The organism is Acinetobacter sp. P37 (assembly GCF_057480965.1).
In genome coordinates, this window is the sequence record NZ_JBLIYY010000005.1 from 120420 (window position 1) to 138932 (window position 18513).

Below are 18513 nucleotides of genomic sequence, written 5' to 3' on the forward strand. Positions count from 1 at the left end.
CCATGTTTAATAAAGTCCTCATTGCCAACCGTGGTGCAATCGCTTGCCGTGTGATTCGTACACTCAAAAAACTAGGCATTCAATCCGTTGCCGTGTATTCCGAAGCAGACCGTGATTCTTTGCATGTGACCTTAGCCGATGAAGCGGTATTTATTGGCGATAGTCCTGCCAGCCAAAGTTATTTAAATGTCGATAAAATTTTAGAAGTTGCAAAGCAAACAGGTGCAGAAGCGATTCATCCCGGCTATGGTTTCTTGTCTGAAAATGCAGAATTTTGTGATCTGTGTGAAGCGCAAGGCATTGTATTTTTAGGGCCAAATTCGGCGCAAATGAAATCCTTTGGCTTAAAACATACGGCGCGAGAACTTGCGATTCAAGCCAATGTGCCTTTATTGCCGGGCAGTCAGCTTTTGGCAGATGAAGCAGAAGCGTTAGTTGAAGCAGCACGCATTGGCTATCCAGTCATGCTGAAAAGTACCGCAGGCGGTGGCGGTATTGGCATGCGTTTGGTGTGGAATGAAGAAGAGCTGAAAGATGCTTATTCTACGGTTTCATATCTTGCCCAAGCTAACTTTAAAGATGCAGGCTTATATTTAGAGAAATTTGTACAGAATGCCCGTCATATCGAAGTACAAATTTTTGGTGATGGTAAAGGCTTAGTTTTAGCACTCGGTGAGCGTGATTGTTCTGTGCAGCGCCGTAACCAAAAAGTCGTGGAAGAAACGCCAGCACCCCATATCAATGATGAGCAACGTGCCTATATTCAATCGGTTGCGATTGGGCTGATGCAGTCGGTAAGTTACCGTTCGGCAGGTACAGTTGAGTTTGTGATGGATACCGACACACAGGAATTCTATTTCTTAGAAGTGAATACCCGCCTGCAAGTTGAACATGGCGTGACGGAGCAAGTGTTTGGTGTAGACCTTGTGGAATGGATGGTCACTCTCGGTAGTGGTGATTGGGTTGTACCAACAGCAGAACTTGTGTCTAAAGGTCATTCGATTCAAGTACGTTTATATGCTGAAGATCCAATTAAAAACTTCCAACCGAGTGCAGGGCTTTTAACGCACGTTGATTTTGATGCCAATGCACGCAATGAAACTTGGGTGGAAACAGGTTCCAATGTATCGTCATTTTATGACCCGATGATTGCTAAAATCATTGTCACTGCAGATGATCGAGCTTCTGCGATTCAAGCCATGACCGATACTTTGGCGAAAACCTCTGTTGCGGGGATTGAAACCAATCTTGAATATCTACAAAACATCATCGACTGTGAAGTGTTTAAAGCCGGCACACAAACCACACGCTTCTTAAATACCTTTGAGTGGAAAACTCAAAAGATTGAAGTGCTACAAGCCGGCATTCAAACCGCCGTGCAAGATGTCACAGGGCGTTTGGGCTATTGGGATGTCGGTGTGCCACCCTCAGGTGCGATAGATCCATTATCACTGAATGTTGCAAACCAGTTGCTTGGTAATGCCTATAACACTGCAGGGCTTGAATGTACCCTACAAGGGCCAACCTTAAAATTCCATTGTGACAGCCAAATTGTTTTGGCAGGTGGTGATATGCCATCGACTTTGGATGGTGTTCAAGTTCCGATGTGGCAGACCGTGAATGTGCGTAAAGGGCAGATTCTAAAATGTGGCAAAATTGCGACAGGTTGTCGCACCTATATCGGGATTAAAGGCGGTTTGAATGTGCCTGAATATTTAGGCTCACAAGCGACTTTTACCTTAGGTCAGTTTGGCGGTCATGCAGGTCGTAACTTATTGATTGGTGATATGTTACCAATCACGGCATTTACAAGTGATGAAGTGAAAAGCCTTGCGCCGGAACAAGTGCCGTCATTTAGCCATGAATGGGAAATTGCGGTGATGTATGGCCCACATGGTGCGCCTGATTTCTTTACTAAGAATGACATTGATACTTTCTTTGCCAATACTTTTGAGATTCACTTTAACTCAAGCCGTACCGGTATTCGTCTCATTGGTCCAAAACCTGAATGGGCACGTGAGGATGGCGGTGAAGCAGGCCTGCATCCATCCAATATTCATGACAATGCCTATGCCATTGGTGCAATTGATTTCACTGGTGATATGCCGATTATTCTCGGTCCAGATGGTCCAAGTCTCGGTGGCTTTGTTTGTCCTGCGGTGGTGATCAATTCTGAGCTTTGGAAATTGGGTCAACTCAAAGCCGGTGATAAAGTTAAATTTGTGCCTGTGAGCTATCATCAAGCGAAACTTTTAAATGAAAAATATCATGCGCAATTAGAAGCAAATGATACGCAGGCTGTAGCATTTGATGAATCGTTCTATCCTGAGCTATCAACACTAAAAAACGCCGTACTCGATACTTTAAGAGGTAAAGATGGTGCGCCTGATGTGGTGTATCGTCCTGCCGGTAACAACTACCTGTTGGTGGAATATGGTGAGTTAGTACTTGATCTGAACTTACGTTTCCGTATTCATGCGCTGATGCAATGGGTTCAAAAGCAAAATATCACAGGGATTATTGACCTGACACCGGGGATTCGTTCGCTACAAATCCATTTTGATTCGATCAAGCTTGATCAAATTGATTTACTGCGTTTATTACAAGTTGCTGAAGCTGAATTGCCTGATGTGACAGAGATGCAAGTCCCATCACGTACCGTATATCTGCCACTCGCTTGGGAGGATTCGCAAACGCAATTGGCAACGGAACGCTATATGCAAACCGTACGTCCAGATGCGCCATGGTGTCCTGACAATATTGAGTTTATCCGTCGTATTAATGGTTTAAAAGACAAACAAGCGGTCAAAGATGTGGTTTATGACGCGAGTTATTTGGTCATGGGTTTGGGCGATGTATACCTTGGTGCACCTGTGGCAACCCCACTTGATCCACGTCAGCGTTTAGTCACCACCAAATATAACCCTGCACGGACATGGACACCTGAAAATGCTGTCGGTATAGGCGGTGCGTATATGTGCGTGTACGGTATGGAAGGTCCGGGTGGCTATCAGTTTGTGGGTCGTACTACGCAAATGTGGTCTCGTTACCGTAAAAACCCTGACTTTGAGCAAGGTATGCCGTGGTTATTACGCTTCTTTGACCAAATTAAGTTTTATGAAGTTTCAGAAGCTGAACTGATGCAGATGCGTGAGGACTTCAAAGCAGGTCGCTTAAAACTGCGTGTAGAAGAAGGTGTACTGAACCTCAAAGAATACAATGACTTCTTGACTGAAAATGCAGAATCAATCTCAGCATTTAAATCTATCCAACAAGCCAATTTTGATGAAGAACGTCGTCGTTGGTATGAAGCCGGACTTGCAGAGTATGTGTCTGAAAGTTTGGATGCTGTGTTGGATGACAGCGATATTCAAATTCCTGAAGGCGGTTGTGCAGTGGAATCGCACATGCCGGGAAGTATTTGGAAAATTGAATGCAAGTCAGGTGATATTGTGGAAGAAGGTGCAACGCTTGCTGTGATTGAAGCGATGAAGATTGAGATTCCAATTATCGCACCTGAACGTATGAAGGTTTCTGAAATTACCATTGAAAAAGGTCAGACTGTGAAAACGGGGCAGGTGTTGTTTACGTTGTCGCCAGTGGCATAAAAAATCCTCCCTAACCCTCCTTTGAAAAAGGAGGGAATTTCCCCTCTTTATTAAAGAGGGGTTAGGGGAATTTAAGAATTACATTTTTCGATATGTTTATAAATCCGCTCACACAATGCTTTCGCTTTTGGTGTCAGTTTCCAACCAGAGTTTTCATCAAAATCTTTAATAATTTCACGGCAAAAATCTAATTTGTATTTAATAGTACCGACACCTTGACCATCGGCAAACAAAGATTGTGTGGTTTTTGATGAAGGTTTTTTTAATTTAATATCTAGGAGTTTACCAATACCATATTCTTTGTGATCAAAGTAATTTTCACTCGTTATATTGTTGGTTAAAGAAATATCATAGCTATCTTTAGTTTTAGATTTCATACGCTTGAATCTTTGAGTCGCGACTCTAATAATGGAATCCTTAGGTAGAGTATTCTCTGTTTCTTTACACTCTAAAATCAGATAATTGCCTTTCTTTAATTCACTTTTTAAGACTTGAACACGATCAGCCTTACTTTGAATATCACCATCAGCAATGAGTAACATTTCACTTGCAACAGCTTTAGCGCTCAATCCCTTATCTTCTAATTGGTCAGTATAATCATCGCTAAAAGACCAATGTACTAAATTACTGCCAGCATATTCCACGAATGTATAGTGATAGTTCGGCATAAATCTACGGTATTTTTTATAAACTTCCTGATCTGATACTTTTAATTCATCCAAATATTTTTCCATATATTTGGTGATATAAAGCCGATCTGTAATGCCTTCAACCCAGATAGTGCAATTAGCTAAATAAACCGAAGAAGGGCGCACACCCAAAGAAGCAAGTAAGTCTCGATCTCTGTCGCAGCGATAAATTTTAAAATCAAAATTGTTAGATGAACCAGCTTTGGGTTGTTTAACAAATTTTTGAATCATCACTTGATCTGATTCATCTGCCATATCAAGTAAATGATTGGAATGTGTCGTAAAGAAATAATAATGTGGAGTCTCATTTAAGTAGAAGTTCATCAGTTGACGAACCATACCCGCGTGCATATGTAATTCCGGTTCTTCTATAAAAAAGGCATGTGTTTCTGGATTGCCTGCTTTGTCTTTACTTTTTATATAAGCTTCATAAGTTAAGATTATCGCTTGTTGTAAGCCATCACCTAACTCATAAATAGGTCTTTGAGCATCTGAGCCAATTTTAATATGAACGACATCAATCTCATTTCCTTGTTCATCTTTTCCGAATTTTGGAATTAAAGTGACAGGTTCATTATCAAAAAAATACTGACTTAATTTTTCTTCATATTTTTTAATAAGTTCTCGGTGTTCAGGTTCTCCTAATAAGTGAGCTTTAAGCTCGTAATATAAGCGTTCTCCTGTAATTATATTTTCGTGATTAAATTTATTCTGATTCTTGAAATAGTCTTTTTGTGCACGCTCTATATAAGGATATTTTTTGTCTAAATCGGTTACAGGGCGCATGCCACGTAAGATAGGGATATAAAATTTAGTATTTGTAAAAATAGGATTTAGGTTTTGCTGAAGTTCTTGACTAAAATATGTTTGAGCTTGCTGAATATTATTATTTGAATAAATTCCTGATAGTTGATTGAATCTTGATAAGTGGGTAAGCGAATTTGAGAATAATGTGATTACAGAACCGATATTGGACGGTTTAATTTGTTCAATCGTTGTTAAAAAATGATTGTAATCATCATGTTTGTTATATTTTTTGCTAACGATTAACCTATTTTTAAAAGTTATTAATTTTCTGAATTGTAGTGAGTTATAAAGTTGCTGACCTTGAGATGTTTTAAATAATTCACGTAAAAACCTACTTTTACCTGCGTTATTTTTACCAATAAAGAAATTAAGTCGTTTGATTTCTATAACTTCATCATAACCAGTTTCACTATCATTATTTGATGTGTAATTTTCTAAATTTTCAGCCCAATAGTATAATTTTTCTGTCATAAAGCCCCCAAAATATAGAGCTAATTTAGCAATAAAACACTGCTTTTAAAAGATAATTTATAAATACATAAAGCAATTTTATCGTTATTGATTCAACGCTTCATTGTCCAAATGCTCTCTCAAAATGCGTCGCAACTCTAAAATGGCATCTGGAGACTCATGGATGGAATGTCCACCATTGAAAATCTTTTCAGACACCGCACCATCTAAATGAGAACTTGTATAGGGAACAATGCCATCCGACATTTTGCTCGGTTCAGTACTTTGCGTCTGATTTCCCATAATAGAATGATAAGGAATATCTTTATTTGGCATGATGTCAGCAGACAACAGCATAAAACGTGATTTTTGACTTAAATCTGCTGGCCCAGACTTAATCAGACCCATAGTTGAATTTTTTGCATTTGGGATTTCAACATTGACATCATTTAAAAAACTTAAAGGCAATACCACGATTTTTTTCGCCAAATTGGTAAACCAGCGGTCTGCATAGTCAGTACCATGATGCGGTGCGGCAATGAAAATTGCACGACTAACTGGCTTCAATGGTTTAAAGACAAAACGATCGCGGATAATTGGATGACGTTGTAACTGTGTATTTTGTTCATAGTTCATGAGTGGAATAGCTTGAGCGGAAATATCTGCATCACTAACCAATAAACGACTGATGATGCCGCCCATACTATGTCCGATAATGACAGCATCTTGAGCCGAAGGCGTATTGGGCTGAACAGTTGCAAATGCCTGTTTGAGTAAAGCATTGATTTGAAAACGACTCTCAAATATTGGCATATTGGTTGAGTAAAACACTTGCCAAACTTGGTAATGATCACGTAGTTTTTGATCACCCATGATGTTATTGGTCAGGCCGATCCACGTTTCAGGACTGCTGGCTAATCCGTGAACCATGACAATAATCTTTTTATTGGGTTGATAAGGCTCTAACATAAACACATGTGGCATGCGCAAATGTTCTTCCTTATTCAGAAGTGTCCAATAGCCAGATTGTCCTAATTTATTTTCGGCTAACCAAAGTCCATAAGGCACAGAATAATTGGCCGTTAGGGTATAGGACTGAGATTCAATTTTTGCCTTTTTAAATTGATAGGGATTAAATAATTCAACCTTAAAGTCTGATTGCGGCGACAAAATTTCACTAATGCTGCTATTGGTCTTGGCAGGCTCTGCGATCGCACTGACAGATAAATAGCGTGCAGTATGGATATTCGGGTTGGGTTTATTTGAATAATATTGTTCAGGGTCTAGTACAAAAAGCTGCGCAGCAGACAGATCCGTGGCTTTTTTGACTAAGACAAATTCAGAGCCAATACCTTCCTGACGGTTAATGGTTTTTAAGCCTGAAAAATTAAAATTATAGCTCGACAGTAATTTATCAATGTCCGCATTTTTGATTTCTGGATAATGCTCATAGTTAAAATGATAAAGTGATGAACCTAACATTAAACTTTCAGGCATTTGCTGATAGTCAAAACGGGTAAATGATGAGGTGATTAAACGTGATAAAGCCACATTATAAAAGGTGCGGACTTGTCCCTGACGCAAATCAAATAAGCGTTCTTCAGGGGCTTGAGCGGATTTAAATAGATAGACATAGCTGTAACGCAGACTGAAATCAAAGTCTGCAAGCTGCTGATCCATACACATTTTAATTTTGCTTGAAGCTAATTTTCCGCTGTGTTGTTTTAAGCTTTTTTTGCATTGTGGATTTTGATCGGCGCTTAAAGCACGTGCCATGTACAGCTCACTTGCTGCGGCATAGACTTGAGCAATATCTAAAGTTTCATTATTACGCATTTTGTGAATACAGCTTTCAAGCGCATTTAAACAAGATTGGTCGCTTTCATTCACCATTAACAGGATTTGATGGCTAAATGTACTGAGCTTCTGATGGGTTAATATGCTATCTGTTTTATTATTTAGTGACGCACTGAGTTGATTTTCTTGTAATTTGACCAATTGGCATCCACTGAGCAAACTCAGGCTGATGATACACATGAAACGAACAGGTAAATGCGTGAAAGGCATCATTGGAAAGGTCACAGGCATCTATTTTTTGTTATTTTAACCTTTATAAAATAGTAAAAATAGGGCAGGTATTACAGCACCTAATCTTAGAAGTACTATGTAAATTTCTTTTAAGATTAAGCTAATGTACGAATGCTGTGATACCGAAAAATTGATTTAAGATTCAAACAATGTCACGTGTTAAATTTAATCTAATTGTGCTGCTGGTTTTTTAAGGTCATGTTGAGCAGTTTGTGGTGAATGAATCGTAATTTATCCAATACTGGATTCGACAATGTAAATGGATATGCATCATCTAAGCCCATGCTGCGGTTCAACGCATTTAAATTAAAGGTCAAGGTCATCCAGTGTTGCAGTAGTAGGTCAAAATCTTGAGCGCCAATCGGGTTTTCTTTCAGTTCTAAATTATTCAAATCCGACTTATTGGTTTTGACCACTAATCCTGCATAGTAGGCTGTTTCTAGGGTGTCCATCATATGCAAATAATGCGCCCATGTTTCCGCCCAATCTTCCCAAGGATGCGTACTGGCATATGAACTGACATAGTAATCCGCCCAATTTTGTGGCGCACCGTCATTATAATGTCGTTTCAAAGCTTCACTATAATCTTGTCGTTCATCACCAAACAGTTCTCGAAATTCATCAATCAGCTCTGGGTGTAAATGTTTAATCAAATCAAAATAATAATGACCGCTTTCATGTCTAAAATGACCTAGAAGTGTGCGGTAGTTTTCACCCATTTTTATGCGCGTTGTTTCACGGTAAATCACATCTGCTTCACTGGCATTTAAGGTAATAATGCCATTGGCATGACCGGTCATGACAGGTGTATTTTCTGTTGGCATGAGAAAGTCAAAACGCAGCCCAAAACGGTCATCTTGACTGCGTTTAGGACGCGGCATGGTATTCAGTTGCTGCATTAAATACAAAAAACGCCGTTTGGCATGTTCCAATCGTGCCCAGTACACAATATGGTCTGGGTTATCTAAGTTGGGAATGGTATGCGTGAGCAGGCAAGACTCACAGTAAATTTCTTCACTGTCGGCAGGCACCATCCAGTTACATACCTGATGATGCTGATAATTATGACAAGGTTTAAAGCGGTTTCCCTTTATTTCAGGATTTAACGCAAGCCATAGCGTAGTGCTGTGCTTTTCAAAACAGCCCATTTGCTTTTCAGAGGCAATATAACCCAGCGCAGTCTGACAATTGACACAGTGTGAATTGGCAAAAAAGATTTGGTTAGAACATACCGCGCAGCTGAAATACTTCATAGGCGTTGAGTGATTAATAGAATGATCAATCAGTATAAATGATGTTCAATGTTGATGAAATAAATTGAATTCCGAGTTTGTTACATGTCGGTCAATGCTCTTGCTTAAGAACAACGCTCTTAAAAAAGAGTCCTTCATCAAATGATACATCGCAGCAATAGTGCAAAGTGGTCTCGATGAGTGCATTTATTGCACAAATCATGAACAGTAAAATTTAAAAGAAAGTTAAAAGAACAAAATAATCGATCATTTTTTGCATTTCTCACTTGGCACAGATTCTGCATTTCTATCGATATTACGAAATAAATATTTTGTATTACTCAAACAGGAGATGCATATGAACCGCCATCAATCTGCAACATTTCTGCATCAATTAAAGCAATTTTTTATTGAGCTACTGAGCGCCCGTGCGGGTTTCTATATTCAGTAAAAAAAATAAGGAACAACAGTGCCTAAACGAAAGCTGGCGCGTATCAGTATTACCGTGCCTGAAAAAACAGTTGATGCTTTGGATCAAAAAATTGTCGATCAGCATTATGAGAGCCGTTCTCAGGCCATTGTCGACATGATCAATAAGCATCTGATTGCCGATCAGGAGCAGCGTAACGAAGTAATGGTCGGCACATTTACCTTACTTTATGACGCAAGTAGTACGGCGCTACGTATTCAGCTTTTAGATTTACAGCAGCAGTTTTTAGAACAAGTAGTGAGCTCGCTGCATATTCAACTCGATGACCACAAAATTTTAGAAGTCATGATTCTGCAAGGCGTCAGTTCAGAGCTCAAAGTTATCAGTCAGCATTTTTCAGCACTTAAGGGTGTGATTAAAGGACATTTGGAGTTGATGGACGCTGTGATGCCGCCAATTCCGCAAAATGCAAAGAATTAAGGAGTTTTAAAATGGGCCAATTATATCGATCACAAGGTCAGTTTAAAGACCAAGTGACAGACCAACAGCAAGCACATGCTAATGCAGCCAACCATAGACCAAATCGTGCAAAGCACCATGCTCAATCTGTCAGCAATCCGAATACATCATCGTTTTTGAACACCAATACCAAATTTAACTGTAATGCCATCGGGGAAATCACACTATGATCAAAAAAGCCTGCTTATCTGCATCCGTTGTGACTGCCATCTTACTGGGTGGTTGTGACAATACTGCAAAAACTCCAGAACCAAACGCGCAAGCAGAAGGTACAGTCAATACAAAAGCCATCACGATCGGCTATAGCGACTGGCCTGGTTTTGTCGCATGGCAAGTTGCTATTGAAAAAGGCTGGTTGAAAGAAGCCGGCGTCAATGTAGACTTTAAATGGTTTGATTATTCAGCTTCACTATCTGCATTTGCGGCAAATCAGTTGGATGCTGTTTTAGTCACCAATGGTGACAACTTAGTCACGGGTTCTGGCGGCACGAAAGGCGTCATGATTATGGCGACGGACTATTCTGCGGGTAATGATGTCATCATCGCGAAAGATGGCATCAATAGCCTTGCCGATTTGAAAGGAAAAAGTGTAGCGACAGAAAAAGGCTTGGTTGATCATTTGCTTTTGACGATGGCTTTGGATGATGCAAAAATTCAAGCCTCTGAAGTGAAGTTAGTCAACACTATGACCAATGAGCTGCCACAAGTATTTGCCAGTCCTGATATTGCAGCGATTGCCGTGTGGCAACCGGTCGCAAATCAAGCACTGAAAGCTGTTGCTGGATCTAAAATCATTTATACATCGAAAGATAAACCTGGTCTGATTTACGACACATTAACCGTCAATATGACACATTTATCTGCCAACAAAGAAGAGTGGAAAAAAATCATTCAAGTTTGGGATAAAACAGTTAAATACATGAACGACCCTGCAACGCATGCCGATGCAGTGAAAATCATGTCAAATCGCGTTGGCGTTGATCCTGCACAGTATGAACAGTTTATTGGAGGCACACATTTACTGGATTTAGCTGCCAACAAACAAGTCTTTAAAAAAGGAACTGGTTTTGACTCTATTTATGGTTCTAGCTACCACGTAAATAAATTTAATGTTGCTAATGGCATTTATAAAACTGAAATGGATGTCGATGGATCAATCTATCCAGCTTTGGTTGAAGAACTGAAATAAGTTGAAACGTAAATAAAATAAGCTCTGAATAGTATAAATGCTTCAGGGCTAACAACATCAAATTAATATTCATAAAAAATAACGAAGGGCAGAACTCAAGCTTCTTCATCCATCGCATTTGAGTAAAACTTCACACCCAATTTGATTCGGTCACGGCCTTGGCTCATACGCCAGCGGTTGGTATCGCGCAGTGAATACACACAGCCACAGTATTCCTGCTGATAAAATTCTTCTTTTTTACTGATTTCCAGCATGCGTACAGCACCGCCATTTTTACGCCAGTTATAGTCCCAATAGGTTATTCCGTCATAATGTGAAGCCGAACGATGACCACAGTCATTAATCTGCTGCATATTTTTCCAGCGTGAAATACCTAGTGAACTGCTGATTAGGCTAAAGCCATGTTCTGCTGCATATAATGCCGTACGTTCAAAGCGCATATCAAAACACATCGTGCAACGAATGCCTTTTTCAGGCTCATTCTCCATGCCTTTGGCGCGTTCAAACCAGTTGTCTGTGTCGTAATCACAGTCGATAAACGGAATATTGTGTTTTTCTGCAAAGCGGATATTTTCCTCTTTACGGATTTCATATTCTTTTACTGGATGAATATTGGGATTGTAAAAGAAAATTGAAAAATCGATACCTGATTCAATTAAAGTTTCCATGACTTCGCCAGAGCAGGGTGCACAGCAAGAGTGGAGTAAAAGCTTGTCATGACCTACTGGGAGAGTCAGTGTCTGACGTTCTAATTTATTAGACATGATTTTAAGAATGTATAAGTATAAACCGAATATTTTAGTGATTCCTTAACATACCAAAGCTCGAATATGCTGATTTTTTCTAAGTATAAGTTGAGTCATATTCAGTATATTGACTAAAAAGCTGAAACGACATGAATATATGCTTATTTCATATTTGGTTTATCTATTTATGGCAAGGTTTAAGAACTTTATAGCTCAGGGCAAAAGTATATTAGTGTTACAGATTCAATATTAAAACAATTAGTGATTTGATCTTTTTTCATTTTAAAGTTAGAAAAATTCACCCGAATGAATAAATCGCTGAATTTTGAGAGTGGAGATATTGAGCCAATCTGTACGATTCGACGCATTTCAGATGTGTGTTTGAATGAAAAATTATTCATTGAATTTTTTTTAAGCCTTTATTTATATTAAATAAAATTTAAATACTACCTGAGTGGCAGTTTTTTTATCGCCAATTGAATGATGCATAGTTGAAGAAAATTCATTGTATTTAAATCTTAAACATGAATTTATCTCACTTTGAGTTGAGGTTAAATCATTTTTATTCATCTTAAGTTTCACGTATAAATTACTCCATACAGAAATTTTGATTATTTTTAATTTTAGGGTAGTGAATCTCCATGAGTCATAAATTTGCATGTTCAATCAAACGTATCCGCTTTGATGAAAACTATAAACCAGCTGACAATACACGTTTAACAACGAACTTTGCCAATTTGGCACGTGGTGAACACCGTGAAGAGAATCTGCGCCGTACTTTGGCAATGATTAATAACCGTTTCAATAGTTTGGCTACTTGTGACAACCCAAATGCAGATCGTTATTCACTTGAAATTGACATCATTTCGGCTGAACTCGATGTGGAAGGCAATGGTCAAACTTTCCCATTTATTGAAACTTTAAAGAGCACCATCATCGACCATAAAACCAATGAACGCATTGAAGGCATGATCGGCAACAGTTTTTCATCGTATGTACGTGACTATGACTTCAGCGTGGTATTACCAGCACTCGGCTGTAAGTTCAATGAAAAACCTGAAGATTTTGGTGATTTACATGGCAAGCTATATCAACATTTGATCAATTCAGAGGTATTTAAAGCTGAATTTAAGAAACAACCTGTCATCTGTTTAAGTGTTTCAACGACAAAAACCTATTACCGTACTGCAAATGTGCATCCGATCTTAGGTGTGGAATATACCAATGATGATTATTCACGTACCGATGATTATTTTGCAAAAATGGGCTTAAGCGTTCGTTACTTCAAACCTGAAAATGCGACTGCACCATTGGCATTCTATTCAGCAAATAACTTGCTGAGCGACTATACAGATTTCGAACTGATCAGCGCGATCAGCACCATGGAAAGCTTCCAAAAAATCTACCGTCCTGAAATTTACAATACCAATGCGACAGCAGGTTTAGTGTATCAACCAAGCTTAAGTTTCGGTGATTACTCATTAACCCGTATTGTGTATGACCGTGTTGAACGTGGTCAGTTGGCGGTTAAACAGGGCAAATGGACGGAAGAGAACTTTATCCAGCCATATAAAGACATTCTGAATGAGTGGGCGGCTAATTTTAGTATTGAAAATGCAGCCGCAGCTTAATTTTAAATCACTTGTGATTTAAAGCAGCTGTTTTAAAGAATATGTTTCATGCATCAGTTAATTTGTGATCAATATTTATTTCGTAAAGAAATTTCCCTCTCCTTTTAAGGAGAGGGTTAGGGAGAGGATTTATATGAAATGCTCCCTCATCCTCTTGCGGAGCATGCTCCTCATCCCATAGGGAGAAGGGACTTTCAATATGAATTTAATAATCAATTGATAACTTTTTGGTTTTTGCAAAATTTAGAATATAGAGATAGAAGATCGAATATGGCTATTTTACTCCCAACTTCAACTGCTGGCAGCTTACCTAAACCATCTTGGCTGGCTGAACCTGAAAAATTGTGGTCAGCATGGAAACTTGAAGGCGAAGAATTATTAAATGCAAAACGTGATGCGTTGAAATTATCTTTGCATGAACAAATCCATGCAGGCATTGATATTGTCAGTGATGGTGAACAAACCCGTCAGCATTTTGTGACCACATTTATTGAACATCTTGAAGGTGTAGATTTCGAAAAGCGTGAAACAATGCGTATTCGTAATCGTTACGATGCAAGTGTCCCGTCTGTGGTCGGTGAAGTTTCTCGTAAGAAAGCAGTTTTTGTGGATGATGCAAAATTCTTACGCAGCCAAACCAATCAGCCGATCAAATGGGCACTGCCTGGCCCGATGACGATGATTGATACCTTGTATGATGGTCACTACAAAAGCCGTGAAAAATTGGCTTGGGAATTTGCTAAAATCCTCAATCAAGAAGCGCTAGAGCTTGAAGCGGCAGGCGTGGACATTATTCAATTTGATGAGCCTGCGTTTAACGTGTTTTTTGATGAAGTCAATGACTGGGGTATTGCGACCTTAGAGCGTGCGCTTGAAGGTTTAAAATGCGAAACTGCTGTACATATTTGTTATGGTTATGGCATTAAAGCCAATACCGATTGGAAACAGACTTTAGGTAATGAATGGCGCCAATATGAAGAATCATTCCCGAAACTACAGCAATCGAAGCTCGATATCATCTCGCTAGAATGCCAAAACTCTCGTGTACCGATGGATTTAATCGAACTCATCCGCGGTAAAAAAGTGATGGTTGGCGCAATTGATGTTGCAACCAATCAAGTTGAAACAGCAGAAGAAGTAGCCAATACATTACGCAAAGCGCTTCAGTTTGTAGATGCCGACAAGCTATATCCTTCAACCAACTGCGGTATGGCGCCTTTACCTCGCCAAGTGGCGCAAGGCAAACTAAATGCGCTAAGCGCAGGCGCTGCCATTATTCGCCAAGAATTGACCGCATAAATTCGAGCTGACTCAATTTCATGTAAGGGCAATAAGGAAATTAAATTTGCTATTGCCCAAACCTGAGAAAGAGATAAGCCATATAGACCATTGAGATTGAAGAGATGATTGAAGCAACTGATTTTAGAAATGCAATGTCTTTATTGACGACTGCAGTCAACGTGATTACGACTGAGGGTGAAGCAGGCATGCATGGATTTACAGCATCAGCCGTATGCAGTGTGACAGATACACCGCCAACTTTGCTGGTTTGTATGAATCAATCATCTCGTTCTCATGCGCATTTTCTTGAAAATAAAGTTCTGTCTGTCAATGTTTTAGGTGCACAGCATGAGCAAATTTCCAATGCTTTTGCTTCAAGCAAATTCAATTCGGAAGAGCGTTTTAAATTGGGTTCTTGGACTGTATTAGAAACAGGTTCACCGATATTAAAAGATGCTTTAGTTAGTTTTGACTGTCAGATTGAACAGATTCAAGAAGTGGGTACGCACAGTGTGTTTATGTGCCGTGTGGTTGCAATCAAGCAAAGTCAGCAAGAAGAAAGTCTGGTGTATTTCAACCGTGCTTATCATGCTGTGGGTCAAGTGGAGTTGGCTTAAACCAGTCAACTTCTTTAATACATCTCTTTAAAAGTATATATTTCGTGGAACTCATTACTTTCTTAATTATTGGCGCATTTGCTGGTTTTGCTGCAGGGCTGTTTGGTGTCGGTGGTGGTACTATCATTGTGCCATTGCTCTATATTGTTTTTAGCCAAATGGGTTATAGTCCCGATGTGATTATGCATTTGGCGCTCGGCACATCTTTGGCTACGATTGTTGTGACGTCTATCAGTTCATTGATGGCGCATAATAAAAATGGCGCTGTGATTTGGCCTGTATTTAAAAATTTAGCTCCGTCTATGGCGATTGGCTGTTTTGCAGGCGCAGGGATTGCAGGCTGGCTGTCAGGTTTACATCTGCAAATGATTGTCGGCGTGTTTTTACTTTGGGTGGCTTATACCATGTTTATGGGAGCAAAAAAGCCAGTCGATCCAAATAAAACACTACCATCTACAGCTAAACAAATTGCAGCAGGTTCGGGTATCGGCGTTGCATCGGCCATCTTCGGCATTGGCGGCGGCAGTATTACGGTGCCGTATTTAACGGCAAATGGCGTGGTGATGCAAAAAGCGGTCGGTACATCTGCCGCTTGCGGTTTACCCATTGCCATTGCTGGCGCATTAGGTTTTATGTTCTTCGGCATGCAGCAGCATGTTGAAATTCCAAATACCATTGGCTTTATTCATATTTATGCCTTTTTGGGCATTAGTGTGATGAGTTTCTTTACGGCTAAATATGGCGCGAAAACTGCGCATGCGCTTTCACCAGCAGTACTGAAAAAATGTTTTGCTGTGCTGTTATGTATTGTTGGATGCTTTTTTCTAGTGAAAGGCATTTTATAGAAGCCGACTGATCACAGTTAATTCATTCGAAACGTATGCTCTAGTGTGCAACAGCAAGCTAGAGCATTTTTATCTATAGCAATTTAAGTCTTTAAAATTTCAGAGATATTATTTAAAAACTTCATTTTAAAACTGACATTTCAAAGCTCTGTGCTTTTAGAAAAAACATTAATAATCACAATGCCCAATAAAATAAAGGCCAAACCAATTATGGCAGGCAGGTCTAAATTTTGTTTAAACACAATCCAGCCCACGCATGAAATAAGCACAATGCCTGCAGCGGACCACATGGCGTAGGCCAATCCCATAGGAATCGATTTAAAGGTCAAACCTAAAAAGAAGAGCGCAATGGCATAGCCCAATACGGTAAAAATAATCGGTACTAGTTCAGTAAAGCCATTGCTGGCTTTTAAGGCGGACGTGGCAATCACTTCAGCAATGATTGCGATGAGCAAATATATAAACGACATTGATTTCCTATAGACATTCTACGGCATGGTACAAGAGGTGCTGTTTTTCATTTTGCAACCAATCTGTACTTTCTGTCGTGGTATCAGTGCGATGCTGAAATGCATAATGTGGAACATAAATATCCACCTCGAACATCAGCTGTATTGCTTGACCATTAATAATGACGTTTTGCATCAAATGTGTTTCATCAATAACTTTGAAATGATCAAAGTTAAGTGGTTGATCTTGTTGAGATGAGGTCGTTGTATAGTATTTATGCAGACCATCTATAGCGATGGATACTTCAAAGCTTTCAATCAGCGCTTCATACCCAGCAGGTGCAGATGGTATGTCTATGCTGGCAATTGTTTGCTGATCTGTAGGTAAACGGCTCAGTGCAAAGGCCACATACTTATCACAAATAATTAAACCACCATCCATCGGCAATAGTTGATGACTTTCTACATCGAGGGCTGACTTCAACCGCAGGCCTAAAAATAGCCCTTCATGCACTTGTTGACGCCAGTCTTCGACATACACATTGCTTGGAGAGAATTCTAAAATACAGTTGCCAATCGCGTGCAGTTTTGCAGGTTCTGGCCATTGCACATGATTTTGATAATTCGAGTGTGCTTTAACACCCCAAGACAATAATTGTTGTTTAGCATCCCAAAGAGTGTTGCCAATCCAGCCTTGACGCTCATTCACTGGCGTATTTTCTTGGCTTTTTAAACGTAGATCGATGGTAAAACTACGTGACTGAAACCAATACACAATGGTTTTTTCATCCGTTAAACCATTTGAAAAACTGATACTTTTTCGGCGAAAAGCACCATATAAATAGTCTGGAATAGGACCTAAAACCTCTTGGCTTGCTGGAAGCTGTGCTAAAGCCTGAAATAGATTCATGCGCTTGCTCCTTGTACTTCTGTATTTTCATCCATACCAAATGATGACAAAGGCACAGCATTTCTTAGACTCAGATCTCCTGAAGCGATACGTTTTTTGAGATAACTAAAGGTTTGCGCGGTTTGATTAAATAAATGTTCGCCACCAATTAAGGGCTGATATTTGGGTGCGTCAGTAGAATGTACTGGCTCAATGATCGTGTCGTAATTACAGGCACAGAACAGAGGAAAAGAGTAGCGCTCTTCAGAGACTTTTTTAACACGGTGCTTGGTGGCCAAATATTTGCCATTCGACAAAATTTCCATCATGTCGCCAATATTCATCACCAAGGTATTTTCAATCAATGGAATATCTATCCATTCACCTTGTTTATTGAGTACCTGTAAACCCGGTGCCGTCGGCAAGAGCAGTGTAAAACACTCATAGTCTGTATGTGCGCCAATACCTTCAGCGTCTTTCACTTCAGGGTTATACGGATAATGGATTAGACGCAGTTGGCTGGTCGGATGGGTAATTTTGCGATCAAAAAAATGCTCATCTACATTCAATGCTAAAGCAAAGGCCTGAAAAATCTGCTCGCTAATACTGCTTAAATGGCAATAATAATCACTGACGGAACTTTTAAATGTGGCATCATTTGGCCATAAAGTAGGGCCAAGCAAAGGAAATGCCGTAGTTTCACCGTGGTAATCATAATTGACGTCATAGGCTTCTTTTAAGTCGTAGCTGTTGCCTGCAAATTGTTCTTCACCAATTGGCACATAGCCACTATGATTTTTCGACAGCCCAATATAGTGTTGCATTTTACTGGCGGTATCTTGTTGAAAATAACACTTTGCAACCTGAATCAGTGATGTCGCAAAATCAAAATTGAACTGATCACCTTTTAAATAAAGAAAACCAACATCTTTACAGGCTTGATCCAATGCAGAGGCTACTTCTAAGCGTTCTGACAGTAGCGTGCTTTGTATTTTCGATATATCAACAAGTGGCAAAACATAAGATTCATTCATCTTCAATTC

General features: G+C 39.5%; 15 protein-coding genes. 8 read left to right on the forward strand and 7 right to left on the reverse strand.

Features of this window, described 5'->3' with window-relative positions:
• The first annotated feature begins 2 nt into the window (after nucleotides 1-2).
• Nucleotides 3-3608 carry an urea carboxylase gene (gene uca / locus AC25JC_RS06295; RefSeq protein WP_486923684.1) on the forward strand — a complete coding sequence of 1202 codons (3606 nt, stop codon included), beginning with the start codon at nucleotides 3-5 and terminating at the stop codon, nucleotides 3606-3608.
• Nucleotides 3609-3679: 71 nt separating this feature from the next.
• Here uca and AC25JC_RS06300 read toward each other — a convergent pair whose 3' ends face one another.
• The 3 genes from AC25JC_RS06300 to AC25JC_RS06310 form a co-directional block, all read right to left on the reverse strand.
• Entirely contained in the window at nucleotides 3680-5575 is a 1896-nt protein-coding gene (locus tag AC25JC_RS06300) for an ATP-dependent nuclease (protein ID WP_486923685.1), read from the reverse strand.
• 84 nt (nucleotides 5576-5659) lie between these two features.
• Nucleotides 5660-7624, reverse strand: a complete 1965-nt coding sequence (locus AC25JC_RS06305) for an esterase/lipase family protein (RefSeq protein WP_486923686.1) — start codon at nucleotides 7622-7624, stop codon at nucleotides 5660-5662.
• A 188-nt stretch (nucleotides 7625-7812) separates the two neighbouring features.
• Complete coding sequence (locus AC25JC_RS06310; RefSeq protein WP_180127612.1) at nucleotides 7813-8895, reverse strand: zinc-binding metallopeptidase family protein; 1083 nt, start codon at nucleotides 8893-8895, stop codon at nucleotides 7813-7815.
• Nucleotides 8896-9343: 448 nt separating this feature from the next.
• Between AC25JC_RS06310 and AC25JC_RS06315 the strand changes: the two genes are divergently transcribed.
• Genes AC25JC_RS06315 through AC25JC_RS06325 form a run of 3 tightly spaced genes read left to right on the forward strand, consistent with a single transcriptional unit; the run spans nucleotide 9344 to nucleotide 11012 of the window.
• Nucleotides 9344-9784: a CopG family ribbon-helix-helix protein gene (locus AC25JC_RS06315; protein WP_180059580.1), complete on the forward strand. Its 441-nt coding sequence runs from the start codon at nucleotides 9344-9346 to the stop codon at nucleotides 9782-9784.
• 11 nt (nucleotides 9785-9795) lie between these two features.
• Nucleotides 9796-9993 (forward strand): hypothetical protein, encoded by a 198-nt coding sequence (locus AC25JC_RS06320; RefSeq protein WP_486923687.1) that lies wholly within the window; start codon nucleotides 9796-9798, stop codon nucleotides 9991-9993.
• A complete protein-coding gene (locus AC25JC_RS06325; protein WP_486923688.1) occupies nucleotides 9990-11012 on the forward strand; it encodes an ABC transporter substrate-binding protein in 1023 nt (340 codons plus the stop codon). The genes AC25JC_RS06320 and AC25JC_RS06325 overlap by 4 nt, the downstream gene beginning before the upstream one ends.
• A gap of 95 nt (nucleotides 11013-11107) precedes the next feature.
• Here AC25JC_RS06325 and AC25JC_RS06330 read toward each other — a convergent pair whose 3' ends face one another.
• Nucleotides 11108-11776: an epoxyqueuosine reductase QueH gene (locus AC25JC_RS06330; RefSeq protein ID WP_249708631.1), complete on the reverse strand. Its 669-nt coding sequence runs from the start codon at nucleotides 11774-11776 to the stop codon at nucleotides 11108-11110.
• A gap of 623 nt (nucleotides 11777-12399) precedes the next feature.
• Here AC25JC_RS06330 and AC25JC_RS06335 point away from each other — a divergent pair.
• The 4 genes from AC25JC_RS06335 (at nucleotide 12400) to AC25JC_RS06350 (ending at nucleotide 16132) form a co-directional block, all read left to right on the forward strand.
• Nucleotides 12400-13389: a putative oxygenase MesX gene (locus AC25JC_RS06335; RefSeq protein WP_180064233.1), complete on the forward strand. Its 990-nt coding sequence runs from the start codon at nucleotides 12400-12402 to the stop codon at nucleotides 13387-13389.
• A gap of 270 nt (nucleotides 13390-13659) precedes the next feature.
• Nucleotides 13660-14688: a methionine synthase gene (locus AC25JC_RS06340; protein WP_486923689.1), complete on the forward strand. Its 1029-nt coding sequence runs from the start codon at nucleotides 13660-13662 to the stop codon at nucleotides 14686-14688.
• Between the two features lie 104 nt (nucleotides 14689-14792).
• Nucleotides 14793-15287: a flavin reductase gene (locus AC25JC_RS06345; protein WP_180023652.1), complete on the forward strand. Its 495-nt coding sequence runs from the start codon at nucleotides 14793-14795 to the stop codon at nucleotides 15285-15287.
• Nucleotides 15288-15331: 44 nt separating this feature from the next.
• Nucleotides 15332-16132, forward strand: a complete 801-nt coding sequence (locus AC25JC_RS06350) for a sulfite exporter TauE/SafE family protein (RefSeq protein WP_180008836.1) — start codon at nucleotides 15332-15334, stop codon at nucleotides 16130-16132.
• Nucleotides 16133-16272: 140 nt separating this feature from the next.
• On the opposite strand, the gene AC25JC_RS06355 is transcribed toward AC25JC_RS06350, so the two are convergent.
• The 3 genes from AC25JC_RS06355 to AC25JC_RS06365 are packed head-to-tail and all read right to left on the reverse strand — an operon-like array spanning nucleotide 16273 to nucleotide 18504.
• Nucleotides 16273-16602 (reverse strand): DMT family transporter, encoded by a 330-nt coding sequence (locus AC25JC_RS06355; RefSeq protein ID WP_180115613.1) that lies wholly within the window; start codon nucleotides 16600-16602, stop codon nucleotides 16273-16275.
• A gap of 7 nt (nucleotides 16603-16609) precedes the next feature.
• Entirely contained in the window at nucleotides 16610-17491 is an 882-nt protein-coding gene (locus tag AC25JC_RS06360; RefSeq protein ID WP_486923690.1) for a hypothetical protein, read from the reverse strand.
• Nucleotides 17488-18504, reverse strand: a complete 1017-nt coding sequence (locus tag AC25JC_RS06365; protein WP_486923691.1) for an isopenicillin N synthase family dioxygenase — start codon at nucleotides 18502-18504, stop codon at nucleotides 17488-17490. The genes AC25JC_RS06360 and AC25JC_RS06365 overlap by 4 nt, the downstream gene beginning before the upstream one ends.
• Between the last annotated feature and the right edge of the window lie 9 nt (nucleotides 18505-18513).

Bases quoted from the DNA above. Each gene is read 5' to 3' on its own strand.
- AC25JC_RS06325 (WP_486923688.1), top strand. From the start codon at position 9,990: ATGATCAAAAAAGCCTGCTTATCTGCATCCGTTGTGACTGCCATCTTA.
- uca (WP_486923684.1), top strand. From the start codon at position 3: ATGTTTAATAAAGTCCTCATTGCCAACCGTGGTGCAATCGCTTGCCGT.
- AC25JC_RS06365 (WP_486923691.1), bottom strand. From the start codon at position 18,504: ATGAATGAATCTTATGTTTTGCCACTTGTTGATATATCGAAAATACAA.
- AC25JC_RS06300 (WP_486923685.1), bottom strand. From the start codon at position 5,575: ATGACAGAAAAATTATACTATTGGGCTGAAAATTTAGAAAATTACACA.
- AC25JC_RS06330 (WP_249708631.1), bottom strand. From the start codon at position 11,776: ATGTCTAATAAATTAGAACGTCAGACACTGACTCTCCCAGTAGGTCAT.
- AC25JC_RS06320 (WP_486923687.1), top strand. From the start codon at position 9,796: ATGGGCCAATTATATCGATCACAAGGTCAGTTTAAAGACCAAGTGACA.
- AC25JC_RS06335 (WP_180064233.1), top strand. From the start codon at position 12,400: ATGAGTCATAAATTTGCATGTTCAATCAAACGTATCCGCTTTGATGAA.
- AC25JC_RS06355 (WP_180115613.1), bottom strand. From the start codon at position 16,602: ATGTCGTTTATATATTTGCTCATCGCAATCATTGCTGAAGTGATTGCC.
- AC25JC_RS06360 (WP_486923690.1), bottom strand. From the start codon at position 17,491: ATGAATCTATTTCAGGCTTTAGCACAGCTTCCAGCAAGCCAAGAGGTT.
- AC25JC_RS06310 (WP_180127612.1), bottom strand. From the start codon at position 8,895: ATGAAGTATTTCAGCTGCGCGGTATGTTCTAACCAAATCTTTTTTGCC.
- AC25JC_RS06345 (WP_180023652.1), top strand. From the start codon at position 14,793: ATGATTGAAGCAACTGATTTTAGAAATGCAATGTCTTTATTGACGACT.
- AC25JC_RS06305 (WP_486923686.1), bottom strand. From the start codon at position 7,624: ATGATGCCTTTCACGCATTTACCTGTTCGTTTCATGTGTATCATCAGC.
- AC25JC_RS06340 (WP_486923689.1), top strand. From the start codon at position 13,660: ATGGCTATTTTACTCCCAACTTCAACTGCTGGCAGCTTACCTAAACCA.